The organism is Rhodococcus huquni, assembly GCF_055231055.1.
Map to the genome: position 1 here is coordinate 284,876 of NZ_JBUYWE010000001.1, position 15,842 is coordinate 300,717.

The 15,842-nt window shown below is 64.6% G+C and carries 17 protein-coding genes; 10 read left to right on the forward strand and 7 right to left on the reverse strand.

The genetic code is table 11. From position 1 onward, the window contains the following. Positions 1–26 precede the first annotated feature (26 nt). Complete coding sequence (locus ACZI8R_RS01380; RefSeq protein WP_463377764.1) at positions 27–1,226, forward strand: MFS transporter; 1,200 nt, start codon at positions 27–29, stop codon at positions 1,224–1,226. A 357-nt stretch (positions 1,227–1,583) separates the two neighbouring features. Here ACZI8R_RS01380 and ACZI8R_RS01385 read toward each other — a convergent pair whose 3' ends face one another. Together ACZI8R_RS01385 and ppgK are read right to left on the reverse strand one after the other, a co-directional pair. Then, complete coding sequence (locus ACZI8R_RS01385; RefSeq protein WP_463377765.1) at positions 1,584–2,933, reverse strand: RNA polymerase sigma factor; 1,350 nt, start codon at positions 2,931–2,933, stop codon at positions 1,584–1,586. 121 nt (positions 2,934–3,054) lie between these two features. After that, a complete protein-coding gene (ppgK, locus tag ACZI8R_RS01390) occupies positions 3,055–3,807 on the reverse strand; it encodes a polyphosphate--glucose phosphotransferase (RefSeq protein WP_463377766.1) in 753 nt (250 codons plus the stop codon). 139 nt (positions 3,808–3,946) lie between these two features. Here ppgK and ACZI8R_RS01395 point away from each other — a divergent pair, with 139 nt between their 5' ends. Beyond that, complete coding sequence (locus ACZI8R_RS01395) at positions 3,947–4,834, forward strand: inositol monophosphatase family protein (protein WP_463377767.1); 888 nt, start codon at positions 3,947–3,949, stop codon at positions 4,832–4,834. A 14-nt stretch (positions 4,835–4,848) separates the two neighbouring features. On the opposite strand, the gene cei is transcribed toward ACZI8R_RS01395, so the two are convergent. Then, the gene (gene cei, locus ACZI8R_RS01400; RefSeq protein WP_463377768.1) at positions 4,849–5,538 is read right to left on the reverse strand and encodes an envelope integrity protein Cei; all 690 of its coding nucleotides are present in this window, start codon (positions 5,536–5,538) and stop codon (positions 4,849–4,851) included. A 498-nt stretch (positions 5,539–6,036) separates the two neighbouring features. Here cei and ACZI8R_RS01405 point away from each other — a divergent pair, with 498 nt between their 5' ends. Further along, the gene (locus ACZI8R_RS01405) at positions 6,037–6,339 is read left to right on the forward strand and encodes a DUF4193 domain-containing protein (RefSeq protein WP_463377769.1); all 303 of its coding nucleotides are present in this window, start codon (positions 6,037–6,039) and stop codon (positions 6,337–6,339) included. Positions 6,340–6,399: 60 nt separating this feature from the next. On the opposite strand, the gene ACZI8R_RS01410 is transcribed toward ACZI8R_RS01405, so the two are convergent. After that, positions 6,400–6,897 (reverse strand): DUF3093 domain-containing protein, encoded by a 498-nt coding sequence (locus ACZI8R_RS01410; protein ID WP_463378188.1) that lies wholly within the window; start codon positions 6,895–6,897, stop codon positions 6,400–6,402. 134 nt (positions 6,898–7,031) lie between these two features. Here ACZI8R_RS01410 and dut point away from each other — a divergent pair, with 134 nt between their 5' ends. After that, on the forward strand, positions 7,032–7,502 hold the full coding sequence (dut, locus tag ACZI8R_RS01415; RefSeq protein WP_463378189.1) for a dUTP diphosphatase: 471 nt from the start codon (positions 7,032–7,034) through the stop codon (positions 7,500–7,502). Positions 7,503–7,504: 2 nt separating this feature from the next. Next, a complete protein-coding gene (locus ACZI8R_RS01420) occupies positions 7,505–8,416 on the forward strand; it encodes a DUF3710 domain-containing protein (RefSeq protein WP_463377770.1) in 912 nt (303 codons plus the stop codon). Here ACZI8R_RS01420 and ACZI8R_RS01425 read toward each other — a convergent pair whose 3' ends face one another. Continuing rightward, positions 8,417–9,124: an alpha/beta fold hydrolase gene (locus ACZI8R_RS01425; RefSeq protein WP_463377771.1), complete on the reverse strand. Its 708-nt coding sequence runs from the start codon at positions 9,122–9,124 to the stop codon at positions 8,417–8,419. A gap of 162 nt (positions 9,125–9,286) precedes the next feature. On the opposite strand from ACZI8R_RS01425, the gene ACZI8R_RS01430 reads away from it, so the two are divergent. Both ACZI8R_RS01430 and ACZI8R_RS01435 read left to right on the forward strand, forming a co-directional pair. After that, positions 9,287–9,664, forward strand: a complete 378-nt coding sequence (locus tag ACZI8R_RS01430; RefSeq protein ID WP_463377772.1) for a single stranded DNA-binding domain-containing protein — start codon at positions 9,287–9,289, stop codon at positions 9,662–9,664. Between the two features lie 45 nt (positions 9,665–9,709). Beyond that, a complete protein-coding gene (locus ACZI8R_RS01435) occupies positions 9,710–10,399 on the forward strand; it encodes a DUF3159 domain-containing protein (protein ID WP_463377773.1) in 690 nt (229 codons plus the stop codon). On the opposite strand, the gene ACZI8R_RS01440 is transcribed toward ACZI8R_RS01435, so the two are convergent. Next, a complete protein-coding gene (locus tag ACZI8R_RS01440) occupies positions 10,373–11,032 on the reverse strand; it encodes a potassium channel family protein (protein ID WP_463377774.1) in 660 nt (219 codons plus the stop codon). The two genes, ACZI8R_RS01435 and ACZI8R_RS01440, sit on opposite strands and share 27 nt — an antisense overlap. A 67-nt stretch (positions 11,033–11,099) precedes the next feature. Continuing rightward, positions 11,100–11,765: a potassium channel family protein gene (locus ACZI8R_RS01445; RefSeq protein WP_463377775.1), complete on the reverse strand. Its 666-nt coding sequence runs from the start codon at positions 11,763–11,765 to the stop codon at positions 11,100–11,102. A gap of 140 nt (positions 11,766–11,905) precedes the next feature. On the opposite strand from ACZI8R_RS01445, the gene ACZI8R_RS01450 reads away from it, so the two are divergent. The 3 genes from ACZI8R_RS01450 (at position 11,906) to ACZI8R_RS01460 (ending at position 15,784) form a co-directional block, all read left to right on the forward strand. After that, entirely contained in the window at positions 11,906–13,900 is a 1,995-nt protein-coding gene (locus tag ACZI8R_RS01450; protein ID WP_463377776.1) for an APC family permease, read from the forward strand. Between the two features lie 14 nt (positions 13,901–13,914). Beyond that, positions 13,915–15,183 (forward strand): class I SAM-dependent RNA methyltransferase, encoded by a 1,269-nt coding sequence (locus ACZI8R_RS01455; protein ID WP_463378190.1) that lies wholly within the window; start codon positions 13,915–13,917, stop codon positions 15,181–15,183. A gap of 124 nt (positions 15,184–15,307) precedes the next feature. Continuing rightward, on the forward strand, positions 15,308–15,784 hold the full coding sequence (locus tag ACZI8R_RS01460) for a MarR family winged helix-turn-helix transcriptional regulator (protein ID WP_463377777.1): 477 nt from the start codon (positions 15,308–15,310) through the stop codon (positions 15,782–15,784). Positions 15,785–15,842 lie beyond the last annotated feature (58 nt).

Consider the following 15,842-nt stretch of genomic DNA (forward strand, 5'->3'; position numbering starts at 1 on the left):
GCGAGGTCATGGTTTGTGATCGTCGCATGGGACGAATCATCTTCTTCTACTTGACCTCCTACGGCACCTCACTCGTGGGCAACTCGATCACCGCGATCGCCCTGCCCCTCGTGGTGCTGTTCACCACGGGCAGTCCGCTCAGCGCGGGATTCGTCGCCATCGCCGCGGCCCTGCCTGCAGCCTTCGCCGGGCTGCTCATGGGTTCGCTGGTGGACCGGATCAACCGCCGAACCGCCGCCTTCCTGTCCGATGTCATCTCGGCCGTCGCGCTGCTCGTCCTGCCGGTCATCGACCTCACCGTCGGGCTGAGCCTGGGGTGGTTCATCGCGGTGGCGATCCTGAACTCGTTCGGCGACGTCCCCGGGATCACCGCTCGAGAGACCATGGTCCCGGCCATCGCCGGAGCCGCCGGCATGAGTTCCTCGAGACTGATCGGCTTCAAGGAGTCGTTGTCCGGGGTCTCGCTGCTGCTGGGCCCGGCCATCGCCGGCATCCTGGTCTCCGCGCTCGAACCGGTCACGGTGCTGTGGATCACCGCCGGACTGGCAGGAATGGCCGCACTGCTCACTCTCGGGATCCCCCGGCAAGCAGCGGTGCTCGGCGGGGAGGGGCAGGCCGCCCGCTCCGCCCAGCCGAGCCGATCGATATTCCACGGACTGGTGGTCATCTTCCGCTCGCCGCTGCTGCGCGGACTGGTCCTGCTGGGGATGGCCCTGGCCGTGGTGCTCGCGGCCACGCAGGGCATGGTGCTCCCGGTCCACTTCGCGTTCCAGGCGGAACCGCAGTTCGTGGGATTCGTGCTCAGCGCCCTGGCCGCAGGACTCCTGGTCGGCGGCGGGTTCTTCGCGGTGCTCGGTCAGCGCATCCCGCGCCCGGTGTGGTTCGCCACCGGTCTTCTCTTCGTAGCGGTGGGCCTCTCCGCCATCGGCTTCCTGGGCCCGGTCTGGGCCATCTTCACCGGGGCGGCGATCGTCGGCCTCGGCGGCGGCTGCATGAACGCCATCATCGGTCTCGCGTTCATCGAGAACGTTCCGGACTCCCAACGCGGCACCGTGCTGGGTGCCCAGAACGCCATCATGACCCTGGTTCCCGCACTGGGCATCGGCGTGGCCGCCGTCCTCATCGAGATCAGTGGCCTGACCCTGGCGGCCGCCGTCCTCGCGGCGCTGTGGATCCTCTCGGCGATCGCCGCTCTCCTGAGTCCTCGACTTCGTCGCATGGCCTAGAAGAGGAGGCCGATGCACGGGCGGGAACCGACAGCGCACCACCGCGCGGTCAGCGGCTCAGGCGCACCAGCACGCCGCGTTCGAACTCCCGGGTCTCCACCAGGGTGAGCCGCCCGCCGGTGTGCTCCGTGTCGTGGCAACCGGCACCCCGGCAGAAATCGCCTACAACCCGCAGAGCATCACGGGGTGTTACCTCGCGAAGCATCTGGACTGACCAACGCTCCTGTTCGGGGAGACGATGCTGTGTTCCCCCGAACTCTTCGAGGAACCGACGAGCCACACTGCACGCGACTGAAACGCAATGATCCCCACCGGGCGTTCCCGGTGGGGATCATTGCGATCGAGCAAGCGAGCGAACTAATCCAGGTAGTCGCGCAGGACCTGTGAACGGCTCGGGTGACGCAGCTTCGACATCGTCTTCGACTCGATCTGACGAATACGCTCGCGCGTGACGCCGTAGACCTGGCCGATCTCGTCGAGGGTGCGGGGCTGGCCGTCGGTCAGGCCGAAACGCAGGCGAACCACACCGGCTTCGCGCTCGGACAGCGTCTCCAGTACCGACTGCAACTGGTCCTGCAGCAACGTGAACGACACGGCGTCGACCGCGACGACGGCCTCCGAGTCCTCGATGAAGTCACCGAGCTGGCTGTCGCCCTCGTCGCCGATGGTCTGGTCGAGCGAGATCGGCTCACGCGCGTACTGCTGGATCTCCAGCACCTTCTCCGGCGTGATGTCCATTTCCTTGGCGAGTTCCTCGGGCGTGGGCTCGCGGCCCAGGTCCTGAAGAAGCTCACGCTGGATACGGCCGAGCTTGTTGATGACCTCGACCATGTGGACGGGAATGCGGATGGTGCGGGCCTGGTCCGCCATGGCGCGGGTGATCGCCTGACGGATCCACCAGGTGGCGTACGTCGAGAACTTGTAGCCCTTGGTGTAGTCGAACTTCTCGACCGCGCGGATCAGGCCCAGGTTGCCTTCCTGGATGAGGTCGAGGAACGCCATACCGCGACCCGTGTAGCGCTTGGCCAACGACACGACGAGTCGCAGGTTCGCCTCGAGCAGGTGGTTCTTGGCTCGATTGCCGTCACGGCAGATCCAGCTGTAGTCGCGTCGCTGGGCGGCAGGCAGCTTCTCGCCGGCGTCGGCGATCTCCTGCATCCGCTGCGTGGAGTAGAGGCCTGCCTCGATGCGCTTGGCGAGTTCGACTTCCTCCTCGGCGTTGAGGAGAGCGACCTTGCCGATCTGCTTGAGGTAGGCGCGGACGGAGTCCGCGGACGCGGTGAGTTCGGCGTCCTTGCGAGCTTGACGCAGGGCTTCGGACTCTTCTTCGTCCCAGACGAAGTCGCCCGAAGCCTTGTCCTTCTCGGTGGGCTCGGAGGTGCCGTCCTCTTCGTCTTCGGCGACCGCGACGACCTCGACGACCTCGGACGCAGCAGCGGCCAGATCGCCTTCGCTGGCGTCCATCTCCTCGATGTCGGATGCCGGTGCGTCGGCATCCGGATCGGCAGTCTTTCCTGCGGTCTTCTTTGCAGCGGTCTTCTTCGCGGGTGCTTTCTTTGCAGCGGCCTTCTTGGCCGGTGCCTTCTTCGCGGCCGCCTTCTTGGCCGGTGCTTTCTTGGCCGGGGCGGTACCGTTTACCGCATCTGCGGCCGGTGAATCCGACACTGACTCGGTCGAGTCAGTCTGACGTGTATCCGTGGCTGCCACGTACGCCCTTTCGTGACGGTGTCGTGCGGCGTCACGCCAGAGTGATCATCCGGCGGAGAGGTCTGTTGGTTTCGCCGGCGCGCAGCCGGGCTCCCCCATTGTAACGACCGAATCGGAATAGTCAGGGAGCGATACCCTGATCCGATGCCAAGGCGGCGCCCACGATGCCCGCGGTGTTGAGCAGAGCAGCAGGTACGACCTCGGTTCGATTCGTCAGATGAGGGATCCATTTCTGGTGCTTCCGGCTGATTCCACCCCCCGCGATGAAGAGGTCCGGACACATGAGATTCTCGATCGCCTCGAGGACCCGGCTCACTTCTTTCGCCCAGTCCTTGTAGCTGAGATCCTTGTCCTCCTTGACCGAGGAGGCCGCGCGATGCTCCGCCTCCTTGCCGCCGACTTCCATGTGTCCGAACTCGGTGTTGGGCAGAAGTACACCGTTGTGCAGGACTGCCGAACCGATGCCGGTACCGAAGGTGACGAGCACGACGACGCCGGCCACGTCACGCCCTGCACCGAGCGCGTCCTCGGCGATACCGGCGGCATCTGCGTCGTTGAGGATCGTGACGTTCCGGTCCCCGAGCGCTTCCGAAAAGAGTGCCCGTGCGTCGGTATCGATCCATGATTTGTCGATGTTGGCCGCGCTGCGTGCGATTCCCTTCGTCACGACACTCGGCAGGGTGATACCCAGTGGTCCGTCCCACCCGGCCTCCGCGGCGATTTCGGATGCGGTTCGGGCAACGGCGGCGGGGGTAGCGGGCTGGGGAGTCGCGATCTTGATTCGCTCGCCGATCAGCTCGCCGGTCGTCAGGTCGACCGTGCCCCCTTTGATTCCACTTCCTCCCACATCGATACCGAACCCGGTTCTGGTCATGCGTGCGCTCCTGTGGTTCGAACGGATCGTGACGGCATCTCGGTCGATCGCAACAGTAATCGCTGGGCGCCGATCACGGATGCCCACTCCGCCTTTCTGGCGGTGGAGATGTGGGTCCCGTGTGTGATCCGATGGTCACGTGCAGCAACCAGAGAGCGGACAGAAATCGAACGACCCTCGTGACCTGTTGGTCGTCGCACTCGAGATAGCGCGAGAGGCAGCTCAGCACGTGCGTGCGCGGCGCCGGGAGGTGTTCGGGGACGTGGGTACGTCGGCAACGGCGGGGGAGTCCGTGGAGGCGAAGAGCACGCCTACCGATCCGGTCACCGTCGTCGACACCGAGACCGAGCGCCTCATCCGCGACCGGCTCGCGCGGCTACGGCCGGAAGACTCGATCCTGGGCGAGGAGGGTGGGGGACACCCAGGCTCGGTCGATGGCGTGCGATGGGTCGTCGACCCGATCGACGGCACAGTGAACTTTCTGTACGGAATTCCCGCGTTCGCGGTGTCGATCGCTGCGCAGGTGGACGGTGTCTCGGTGGCGGGCGTCGTCGCCGACGTGGCAGCCGACACGATCTATTCCGCGGCGCTCGGCAGCGGGGCCCGCCTGACAGATTCGAACGGTGTCGACCATCGCCTGACGTGCAATCCGGTGACCAGTGCGTCGATGGCTCTGCTCGCCACCGGATTCGGCTACGGGCGTGAGCGCCGCCGTGTGCAAGGCCGGCTGATTGCCGAGATTCTGCCGCAGGTGCGTGACCTGCGGCGTATCGGGTCGGCCGCGCTGGATCTCTGCATGGTCGCGGCAGGCCGCGTGGACGCCCACTTCGAGCATGGACTCAACCCGTGGGACTGGGCCGCCGGTTCACTGATCGCCACCGAGGCGGGCGCAAGGGTTCGGATTCCTCGCGCCGACTCCGAGGGGTCGGCCGGTGAGGTCGTGGTGGCCGCAGCGCCCGGAATCGCCGAGGAGATCGACGCGATCCTACGGTCGGCAGGAGCACTCGCTCCGATTCCCGCCGACTGACAGCCTGCGATCGATCAGCAGCGTGCGCTGCGCGCGGCCTCGAGCAGGTCGATGTCCAGTGCAGCGGGCTGCGAGCCCGGAGGCGGGTCCTGCAGCGAGCGCAGCACCTCTTCGGCATCCGCGTTCGGTGCGATCGACCGGAAGTAGGTGCCGAGTGCAAGGTCGACGGTGTCGTCGGTGCGTTCGTCCTGGATCAGTTCCGAACACGGTGCGATGAGCCAGACCGCGCTCGCGGCCGCGAGACCGTTCTCGCCGAAACGCAACTGGCCCTGGCACTGCAGGTTCTGATCGACATAGACAGGGTCGTTACCGGCTTGTACGTCGGGGGCGCTGGCAAAGCCGTAGTCGCTGAGTTGCGCGGCGACCTGTGCGGCCTGGCCGTGCTCTCCGTTGGCGTTGAAGACTCGAACCTTGGTTGCGGACAGCGCGGCAGGCTCGGCGTCCCTGAGGACGTTGCTGTCGACCTTCTCGCCGAGCGGTGCGGGTTGCTCTGCGTCCGTCTCGCCGGGCTTGGTCGCGGCTTGCGGCGGGTTGCACGCCGCGGTGGTGGATGATTCCGTCGTCTTGGCCAGCACCCCGATCCACACGATCGCGCCGAGCAGTGCGAGTACCGAAAGCACCACGATGATCGGCGCGGATCGGCGCCGCCGGAACGGGCGACCGCGGTCGTCGTTGGAACTGCCTTCGGTAATCAGTGAAACCACGGCGTGCCTCGACCTCTCCTATTACGCGTGAACGTGTTGCGCACCGATTGTTGCGCACCGATTATTTGCGCACCGATACAGTGCCCGGCCCACCGTATGCGGCCCAGCATCGGCACCTACCTTAGAGGTCCCCGATCCGTAGTCGCAGCAACCCACCGCGCTGTGGAATGTCACAGGTTGCTCTGGGGTTGATGACGATTAGCAGACAATTTGCGCGATCCGAGGATTCGGTTAACGGTTTCGGCCTCGCTTCGGCTACTGTCTGGCGGCCCGAGCAGTTCGAGACATCGAACGAGGAGGGTGGATCGGCGGCACGAATGAGGCGTAGATCATGTATTCCGGAGTGGTTTCCGGGCACTTTTCGAGCAGCTGCAGCGTTGATCAGCGGCAGGGTGTGATCTGCACCGAGGCGGCTTCTCGTCCGGACGACCGATCGATACGCGATTCGGTGTTCGGCACGAGGCCGGGATACACGGAAGAGGATGAGGGGAAGACGACATGGCTACTGATTACGACGCACCACGGCGTACGGAGTCGGACGAGGTTTCGGAAGATTCGCTGGAGGAGCTCAAGGCGCGACGCAACGAGGCTCAGTCTGCAGTTGTCGACGTAGACGAGTCGGACACTGCCGAATCGTTCGAGCTGCCCGGAGCCGACCTTTCCGGCGAAGAACTCTCCGTCCGGGTCGTCCCGAAGCAGGCCGACGAGTTCACCTGTTCGAGCTGCTTCCTGGTGCATCACCGCAGCAGGTTGGCAAGTGAGGCCGGCGGACAGTTGATCTGCATGGACTGCGCTGCATAATTCCACGATCTGCGGCGGTCGGCCGACCGCGCAGCGCGGGACGGCCACGCCGCACGGACGTCAGGCGGGGAGACGTGCGCCGTCGATCGCGGCGAGGAGCGCGGCCGGTCGGCGGGTGCTGACCAGCCAATACGGAGTTGGGTCCTCAGGGTCGTCGAGCACGACCAGAATCATCGTCTTGACCCAAGCTCGGTGCTGAACGAACGCAGCCGGGTCGAGTTGCCGGCCGAGTGCTGCACTCTTCGCGGAGGCAGGAACCTCGGCTGCTCGGGCGATGACATCGACAGGCAGGTGCGCTTCGCCGACTCGAAGATGGTGGCCGTCGGCTTCGTCGACCACCTCGACGCGTAGACGACTCATCCAGAACATGGCCCAGATCGGGATCGGAAGCACCACGACATAAGGCAGCCAGGCGCGTAGGCCCGGCGCCCCCATGTGTAGCTCCGCAGCCAGCAGCCCGGCCACGAAGAGTGCAAGCACCCACCACCAGATCGGCACCCACAACCGCTCCGAGTACACGGCTGCGGGTTTGTCGGCCGATGTCCGGTCCGGTGGAATGACGTCGGGGCTTGGAGATTGTGGCACGCCCCCAGGATACCCAGGCCGCTCGGAATGGGCTGCGAGTAGGCTCGGTGCACGTGACGGACGTATCTACCACCCCACTGCATCCAGGCGCTCGGCATGCCGGCGCGGTGCACTCCATTGCCCTTCGGCGACTCGATCCAGACCTACCTGTACCCACGCGTGCGCACGAGGGTGACGCGGGTGTGGATCTGTACAGCACCATCGACGCGACCATCGAGCCCGGTCGCCGCGTGCTCGTCGGCACCGGGATCGCGATCGCGCTCCCGATCGGCACCGTCGGTCTGATCCACCCACGCTCCGGGCTCGCGGCCAAGTCGGGGCTTTCGGTGGTGAACACACCGGGAACCGTCGACGCCGGCTATCGAGGTGAGATCAAGGTGTGCCTCGTCAATCACGACCGGGACCAGCCCATCGAGATCCGCCGTGGTGATCGAATCGCGCAGCTGCTGGTGCAGCGAGTCGAACTCGTCGCATTCGAGGAAGTGGAATCCCTGGACGAGACCGTCAGAGGCGATGGCGGATACGGGTCGAGTGGTGGACACGCCAGTCTCGTCGAGCCCGCCACGGAAGGAGCGTGATCATGTTCGGGCGCCGTAAGAAGAGTGACGACGACGATCAGGCCGGTGGATTCTTCGACGAATCGGAATCGGCCGAAGACTTCGACGACGATTACGACGCCGAAGGGTACGTCGAGGGGGACGACCTCGACTACGTCGAGCAGTCGGACGAAGGCCCTTACGACAGTGAGCAATTCGAGCCGGACGACGACCTGTCGGTCGGTGTGAACGGGCAGCGCCTCGATCTGGGGTCGGTGCTCGTGCCGATGCCGCCCGGCTCGCAGTTGCAGGTCGAGATGGCCCAGAACGGCACGCCCCAGGCCGTGCACGTGGTGACTCCGGCCGGACGAGTCACGGTCGCCGCGTACGCGGCACCGAAGTCGCCCGGACAATGGCGGGAGGTCGCCGGCGACCTTGCCGAATCGTTGCGCAACGACAACGCGACCGTCACCATCGAGAACGGTCCGTGGGGTCGCGAGATCCTGGCCGTGACACCGAATGCCGACCTTCGATTCATCGGTGTCGACGGGTACCGATGGATGGTGCGGTGCGTCATCGCGGGGTCGAGAGGGTCGAATGCCGCCGACTCTGCGCTGGTTGCCGAGGCCCGCGAGATTCTCCGGGACACCGTGGTCAATCGTGGAACCGACCCGCATCCGGTTCGTACGCCACTGCCTGTCGTGCTGCCGGCCGCGCTGGCGGAGCAGTTGGCTCAGGCGCAACAGGCTCAGCAGCAGGGAACCCAGCAGCCGGAGCAGCAGCAGGCCCCCGCCCAGCAGCAGGCCCCGACACAACGGCAGGCTCCGGCCCAGCAACAAGCTCCGGCCCAGCAACAAGCTCCGGCCCAGCAGTCCGTGCCACAGGCACCGCAGCAGCAGCCTCAGCAGCAGCGACGCGGCGAGTCGGGTTCCGCGATGCAGCAACTGGGTCGCTGATCAGCCGACGAGGTCGGTGAGGGCGGCGAAAGCTGCTCGACCAAGGATCGAGGGATCGGCACCGATCTCGTCGAGAGTCAGCGTGGTCAGGGCTGCCCGGGGGATCCGGGCAGCCCATTCCCGCGCGACGCGGATCGGATGTACGGCGTCGTCCACCGCCGCTGCTATGCCCACCGGAACTGTCAGCGCGGCGAGCCCTGCCTCGTCCAGCGCGTGATACTCGGCGGCTTCGTGCAATGCGTGCGGGAGGTCGGGCCACTGTGATCGCCACGATTTCGCCAGTTCGCGGCCCAGCCATGCCGGGCTCGAATCGATCATGTCTGCCGTGACGGTCTCGAGTCCGTGCTCGCGTAGCCGTCCGGCGGTGAATCGTGCGCTTGCGGCAGCAGGGGCTTCGTGAGGGCGACCCGTCCAGGCCGGAAGCGCTGCCAGGACTCCGAACGTCGTCTCCGGATGCCGGGATGCCCATTCCAGCGCCACCGCGGCCCCGATCGAGACGCCGCCCACGAGGATGGTTCCCGACTGCTCCGTCGCAGTTCGCAGTGCGTGGCGATAACTGTCGACGACTCGTCGTGGATCCGGCTCGACCGGAACGACACGGATCCCCGCAGCAGCGAGCGCAGGTGTGAAAGTGCGGTCGACGAAGTCGGCGTCGGACCCGGTTCCGGGGAGTACGACGGCGGTCGACGGTAGGTGAATCCGGTCCATCGAAACGATCTTGCCCGGTGTCCCGAATCACTCCTCGCTCGGTATCTCGAGCGCACCCGCACCGGTGTGGTTGTCGGTGAGTTTTGGGGTTACAGTTGCGATTAGAGAAGGCCCTACGAGCGGCACGACGATCTCGTGTCGCACATGCTCCAGGAGCGCGCAATGGCACCCGCCACGGCAGGATATTTTCGTCGGCTCACCCGCAGACTCACCGAGGATCTCGAGGAGTTGGACGCCGAAGAGATGGCCGAGACCTCGCAGGCTTCGGGCGCTCAGCGCGCCTGTGACTGCACTCGCGGCGAAGAAGTGACGATGCTGGGACGGTTGCGCAGTGTCGAGGCGTGCCCCAAGGCCGCCAACGCAAGTATCGAGGCAGACTTCTTCGACGGCACCGACGAGGTGCAGCTGGTGTGGATAGGACGTCGTCGTATCCCGGGAATCGAAACAGGCAAGAGCCTGCTCGTCCGCGGACGGATCGGCGATCGCGGCGGGCGCAAGGTCATCTACAACCCGTATTACGAGCTTCGCGACGAATCCTAGAGCTTCCCGAATTTCGTAGGGCGCTCGATATGGCACCCTTGGCAGGTGACCGAAACGAAAAATCAGTCCATTCTCGAGCAGATGGGCGGTGTGAGTGGACTCGTCTATTCCACGCTCCCCATCCTGATTTTCGTGCCGGTCAACAGCATCTGGAACCTCACGGTCGCCATCTGGGCGGCATTGGGCGTCGCAGTCGCCATTCTGGTGTGGCGGCTCATCCGACACGATCCGATTCAGCCCGCGATCTCGGGCTTCTTCGGTGTCGGCATCTCGGCGTTCATCGCATACCGCACCGGTGATGCGAAGGGGTACTTCCTGTACGGGATCTACATGAGCCTTGCGTACGGTGCGGCGTTCCTGATCTCTGTCGCCGTTCGCTGGCCCCTCGTCGGCCTCATCTGGGGCTTTCTGAACGGTCATGGCAACGCGTGGCGAGAGCATCGCGGTGCAGTACGGGCCTACGACATCGCAACGGCAGCGTGGGCTTTGGTGTTCGGTGCCCGCTACCTGGTTCAATCGCAGCTCTACGACTCGGATCAGACCGGGTGGCTGGCAGTTGCACGTATCGCGATGGGATGGCCGCTGGCCGGTCTGGCTTTCGTGGTCACCATCTGGGCCGTGCGTCGTGCGGACCGAATCGTCGCGCACAACACACCCGTCTCGGAGACGGTCGACGACAATTCGGACGAGGAAGAAGCCGAGAACCTGTCAGGAAAGTCCGACGGCGGCGCGTAGCTCGTCCTCGACCTCCACCGACGCGACGAACAGCAGTTCGTCGCCACCTTCGAGGGGATCGTCCTGTTGCGGCACGATGACGCGACCGCCCCGCAAGATCGTGACGAGTGCGACATCGCGCGGCAGACGTAGCTTGCGGACCGGTTTGCCTGCGAGCGCTGTCGTGTCGGGCAGCGTCACCTCGACCAGGTTCGCCTGACCCTGACGGAACGTCATCAACCGGACGAGATCGCCGACCGATACTGCTTCTTCGACCAGAGATGCCAGCATTCGAGGGGTGGAGACTGCGACGTCCACGCCCCAGGAGTCGTCGAAGAGCCACTCGTTGCGTGGATCGTTGACGCGCGCGACGACACGTCGGACGCCGAACTCGGTCTTGGCGAGCAGGCTCAGGACGAGATTGGCCTTGTCGTCGCCGGTGGCTGCGATGACGACTTCGTACGTCTGCAGTTCGGCGGTTTCGAGATTGCTGAGTTCGCACGCGTCGGCGTGGACCCATACCGCCTCGGGCACCGAGTCCTGCTCGACGTGTTCGAGTTTGCGTTCGATCAGCATCACTTCGTGTTCGCTACGAAGGAGCTCCCGGGCGATGGATCGGCCGACGGCTCCCGCTCCGGCGATTGCAACTCTCATCGGACTGTTCCCCTCGGGTAATCGTGTGCTCTGAACGCTGGTGTGTGGGAGATCATGTGTGGAAGGTTCAGTCGTCGGACGGCGGGGGATTGCCGGCCAGTGCGACGGCTTCGGCAACTGTCCCGGACACGGCTGCGATATACACCTGATCGTCGGCCTGAATGATCGTCTTGCGATCGGGAAGTACGCCGCCGCCGAACCGGATGATGAAGGCGACGCGTGAACTCGTGGCCGCCTCCAAGGCGATGACGGACTTGCCGGCCCAATCCTCGTGGAGCACCAGTTCGGCTACCGCCACGGTGCCGGACGGGTCGCGCCACTTCGCGGTCTGGCTGTCGCGAGTCAAGGTGTGCAGGAAACGATCGGTGGACCAGGGGACCGTTGCGACGGTGGGAATCCCGAGGCGTTCGTAGACCGCGGCTCTCTTGGCGTCGTAGATGCGGGCCACGACGCGTTCGACGCCGAATGTCTCCCGCGCCACCCTGGCCGCGATGATGTTCGAGTTGTCGCCCGACGAGATCGCCGCGAATGCCTCTGCGCGTTCGATTCCTGCCTTCACGAGGACGTCGCGGTCGAATCCCATGCCCACGACCGTCGTTCCCGAGAAATCGGAGTCGAGGCGGAGGAACGCGCTCGAGTCTCGGTCGATGACCGCGACCTCGTGCCCGATGCGGGTCAGCGAGTTCGCGAGCGATGCGCCCACTCGACCGCATCCCATGATGACCACGTACACGTGTGCACTCCGTTCCTGACGTCGATCGTCCCGATGGAACGGTACCGGTCCTGACGGAAAGAACAAGCAAGGTCGGACCGCAATTCGGACACTTGGTCGGGCGGCGAGTCATCTGCGTGGCGGAGGGATACGCTTTGGCGGTGTCAAAGCTCTCGACCGCAGCGAAGCGGTTACTACTGGGCAGGCCGTTCCGGAGCGACACGCTCGGGCACACCCTCCTCCCGAAGCGAATCGCCCTCCCGGTGTTCGCCTCCGACGCCATGTCTTCGGTGGCCTACGCGCCGGAGGAGATCTTCCTCGTTCTGTCTGTGGCGGGCATCTCGGCATTCGCCTATACACCGTGGATCGGGTTGGCGGTTGCGGCCGTGATGCTGGTGGTCGTTGCGAGTTATCGACAGAATGTGCACGCGTACCCCTCCGGCGGCGGCGACTACGAGGTCGCCACGGTCAACCTGGGTCAGAACGCAGGTCTGACGGTCGGCAGCGCGCTGATGGTCGACTATGTGCTGACGGTTGCTGTGTCGATTTCGTCGGCTGCCTCCAACATCGGTTCGGCCATCCCGTTCGTGGCACATCACAAAGTCTTGTTCGCGGTGGCGGCGATCGTGCTGCTCACCGCGGTCAATCTTCGAGGGATCAGAGAATCGGGAGCGGCCTTTGCCGCACCGACGTATGCGTTCATCGGCGGCATGGCGGTGATGTTGGTCTGGGGTCTGTTCCGGATCTACGTCGAGGGCGACGATCTGCAGGCGGAATCCGCCGGTTTCGATTTGAAGGCCGAGGATTCGCATCTGTACGGCGTCGCCTTCGCCTTTCTGATCGCGCGGGCCTTCTCGTCCGGTTGCGCGGCACTGACAGGCGTCGAGGCGATCAGCAACGGCGTCCCCGCATTCCGCAAACCCAAGTCGAAGAACGCGGCATCGACGTTGTTGATGCTCGGTGGAATCGCCATAGTCCTGCTGATGGGGATCATCATTCTTTCGCAGAAGGTGGGGATCGTGTACGCGCACGATCCGGCTACTCAACTCACCAATGCTCCGGAGGGCTACCACCAGAAGACCCTGATCGCGCAGTTGGCGGAGACGGTTTTCAGCGGTTTCCCGGTGGGGTTCTATTTCATCGCGACGGTGACGGCGCTGATTCTCGTGCTCGCCGCGAACACCGCGTTCAACGGCTTTCCGGTCCTGGCATCGGTTCTGGCGCAAGACCGGTTCCTTCCTCGGCAACTCCACACCCGCGGGGATCGGCTGGCCTTCAGCAACGGAATCCTCTTTCTGTCCGGTGCGGCGATCGTGTTCGTGGTGATCTTCGAAGCCGAGGTCACGAAGCTGATCCAGCTCTACATCGTGGGTGTGTTCGTGTCGTTCGTCCTCAGTCAGACGGGCATGATCAGGCACTGGACGCGTCATCTGAAGTCGGAGACCGACGAGGCTGAGCGCCGTCACATGACTCGCTCGCGCATCATCAACTCGATCGGTCTCGGGATGACGGCCGCAGTTCTGATCATCGTTCTCCTGACGAAGTTCGCGGCCGGTGCCTGGATCGCCATAGTTGCGATGGTCGCGATCTTCGTGGTGATGAGGATGATCCGGAAGCACTACGACAGCGTCGCGACGGAACTCGAGGAGCAGGAGTGGGACGGTGTGCTGCCGAGTCGCACCCACTCCATCGTGCTCGTCTCGAAACTGCACATGCCGACCATGAGAGCGCTCGCGTACGCCCGGGCGACGCGTCCGGACACGTTGGAGGCGATCACCGTCAACGTCGACGAGCCCGACACCCGAAAATTGGTGCGGGCGTGGGAGAAGAGTGATGTGACGGTTCCACTGAAGGTCGTGGAATCGCCGTATCGCGAGATCACGAAACCCGTGCTGGACTACGTCCGGCGCGTGCGTCGAGATTCTCCACGGGACGTCGTGACGGTGTTCATTCCGGAGTACGTCGTCGGCCACTGGTGGGAACAGATTTTGCACAATCAGAGTGCTCTCCGTCTCAAGAGTCGGCTTCTGTTCCAGCCGGGAGTGATGGTGACGAGCGTTCCGTGGCAGCTGAGTTCGTCGGAGAAGACGAAACCGCTCACTGTCGACCACACGGCGGGTTCCATCCGCCGGGGTTACGACGCGCAGGACAAGTGAACAGGCGAATCGAGTTGAGCGAGAACTGGTTGGACCGCACCTTCGAGATCGATCTCGGGAAACCCGGACACGGGGGATTCGTTGTCGGCAGGCACGAGGGAAGGGTGGTGTTCGTCCGTCACGGTCTGCCGGGCGAGCGCGTGCTCGCCCGGGTGACCGAGGACCGCGGCGGTTCGTTCTGTCGTGCGGACGCAATAGAAATCGTCGATGGTTCGAGTGATCGGGTGGATCCACTGTGTCCGATCTCGGGTCCAGGGGGTTCGGGGTGCTGCGACTATTCGCATGCTTCGCTGCCTGCGCAGCGTGAAATGAAGTCCGCCGTCGTAGGAGAACTCCTCGGGCGGATCGCCGGTATCGAACGTACCGTCACGGTGGAGGAGTTGCCCGAGACCGCCGGTGGGGCCGGATGGCGCACCCGGGTGCGACTTGCGGTGGATGGGGATGGCCGGGCGGGCTTTCACCGGTATCGAAGTGCAGAAATCGTGACCGACCTCGTCTGTCCGCAGATGCCGTCGGCGGCGTACGAGGGCGTGGGGGAAATGCGTTTTCGCCCGGCTGCCGAGGTGCAGGTGACGCTCGACTCGGATGGGGTTCGACACCTGGTGGAGATTGCGCCACCTCGAGATTCGAAGACGGGCCGGACACGTCCGGGCCGGCGCGGAGCGATGGCTCGTCGTGCGGCACGCGGCGCGCGGCGGCCGGAGCGCGTAGTTTCCGGAAGTGGGCGCGCAGTCGAACGCGTGGGCGATCGAACCTGGACGTTGTCGGCAACCGGTTTCTGGCAGGCCCACCGCACTGCCGCGAGTACCTATGGAGCGGTCGTATCCGAATGGGCGCAATCGCCGACCGGATCGGCAGCGTGGGATCTGTACGGGGGAGTGGGGGTGTTCGCCTCGGTGCTCGCCGATGGGGTGGGTAGCGACGGCACGGTCGACTCGGTCGAGTTCTCGCAGCAAGCCGTAGCAGACGGGCGTGCTGCATTGGCGGATCGAGCGCAGATCGCGATGCACGAAGGTCGAGTGGAGCAGCAGATCGGGAGCCTGACGCAGCGACCGCGAGTGGTGGTGCTGGATCCACCGCGCGCAGGCGCGGGCCGCGCCGTGGTGGAGTCGGTCGCACGGGCGCAGGCGACCAGAGTGATCCACGTCGGGTGTGACCCCGCCTCGTTCGCCCGAGACCTCGGTCTTTATCGAGAGTCCGGATATCGGGTGGAGGAAATCCGGGCGTTCGATGCCTTCCCTCTCACGCATCACGTCGAGTGTGTGGCGTTGCTCACCCGCTGATCTTCGTCCGCTCGAACCGCTGGTCGAGGCGTACTTGTCCGAAATGTGAATCTATTGCTTAGCGAATGCAACTATGTGTATAGTTGCTTGCTGCAAGTACTTGAATTCGTGTCGGGAGTCGCAGTTGTCCGTTCAGCCAGATACGACCCAAGCCCTCGTCGACGCGGTGTTTCTGCTCGGGCGTTCCCTTCGGAACTTGTTCGCCAACGAGGCTGATGCCGTCTTGCCGACCGCAATGCTCGGAGTTCTCTTCGTCCTTGCCGGCCGGGGGGAGTGCCGGCAGAACGAGTTGGCATCCGATCTGTTCGTCAGTCAGTCGTCGCTCAGTCGGCAGGTTTCCGATCTGGTGGACGGCGGGTACGTCATCCGTGAAACAGATCCCGAAGACAGACGCGCGTCACGAGTGCGCGTATCGGCATCGGGGATGGAAGTTCTGCGCATCACCAAGGAGCGGCGCGCACGACGTCTACGAGAAATGCTCGAGGGCTGGTCTCAAGAAGAGGCAGATGCAGCGGTCGATTCGGTGAATCGACTCAATACAACGTTTTGCGCGGTGCACCACCAGCGCGAACTCGCAACTTATACAGATCTCGGGAGATAAGAACTTATGTCAGTGTCCACAGGGCAAGAGCCCAACGGGGCAGCGGAGGTCGGGGACA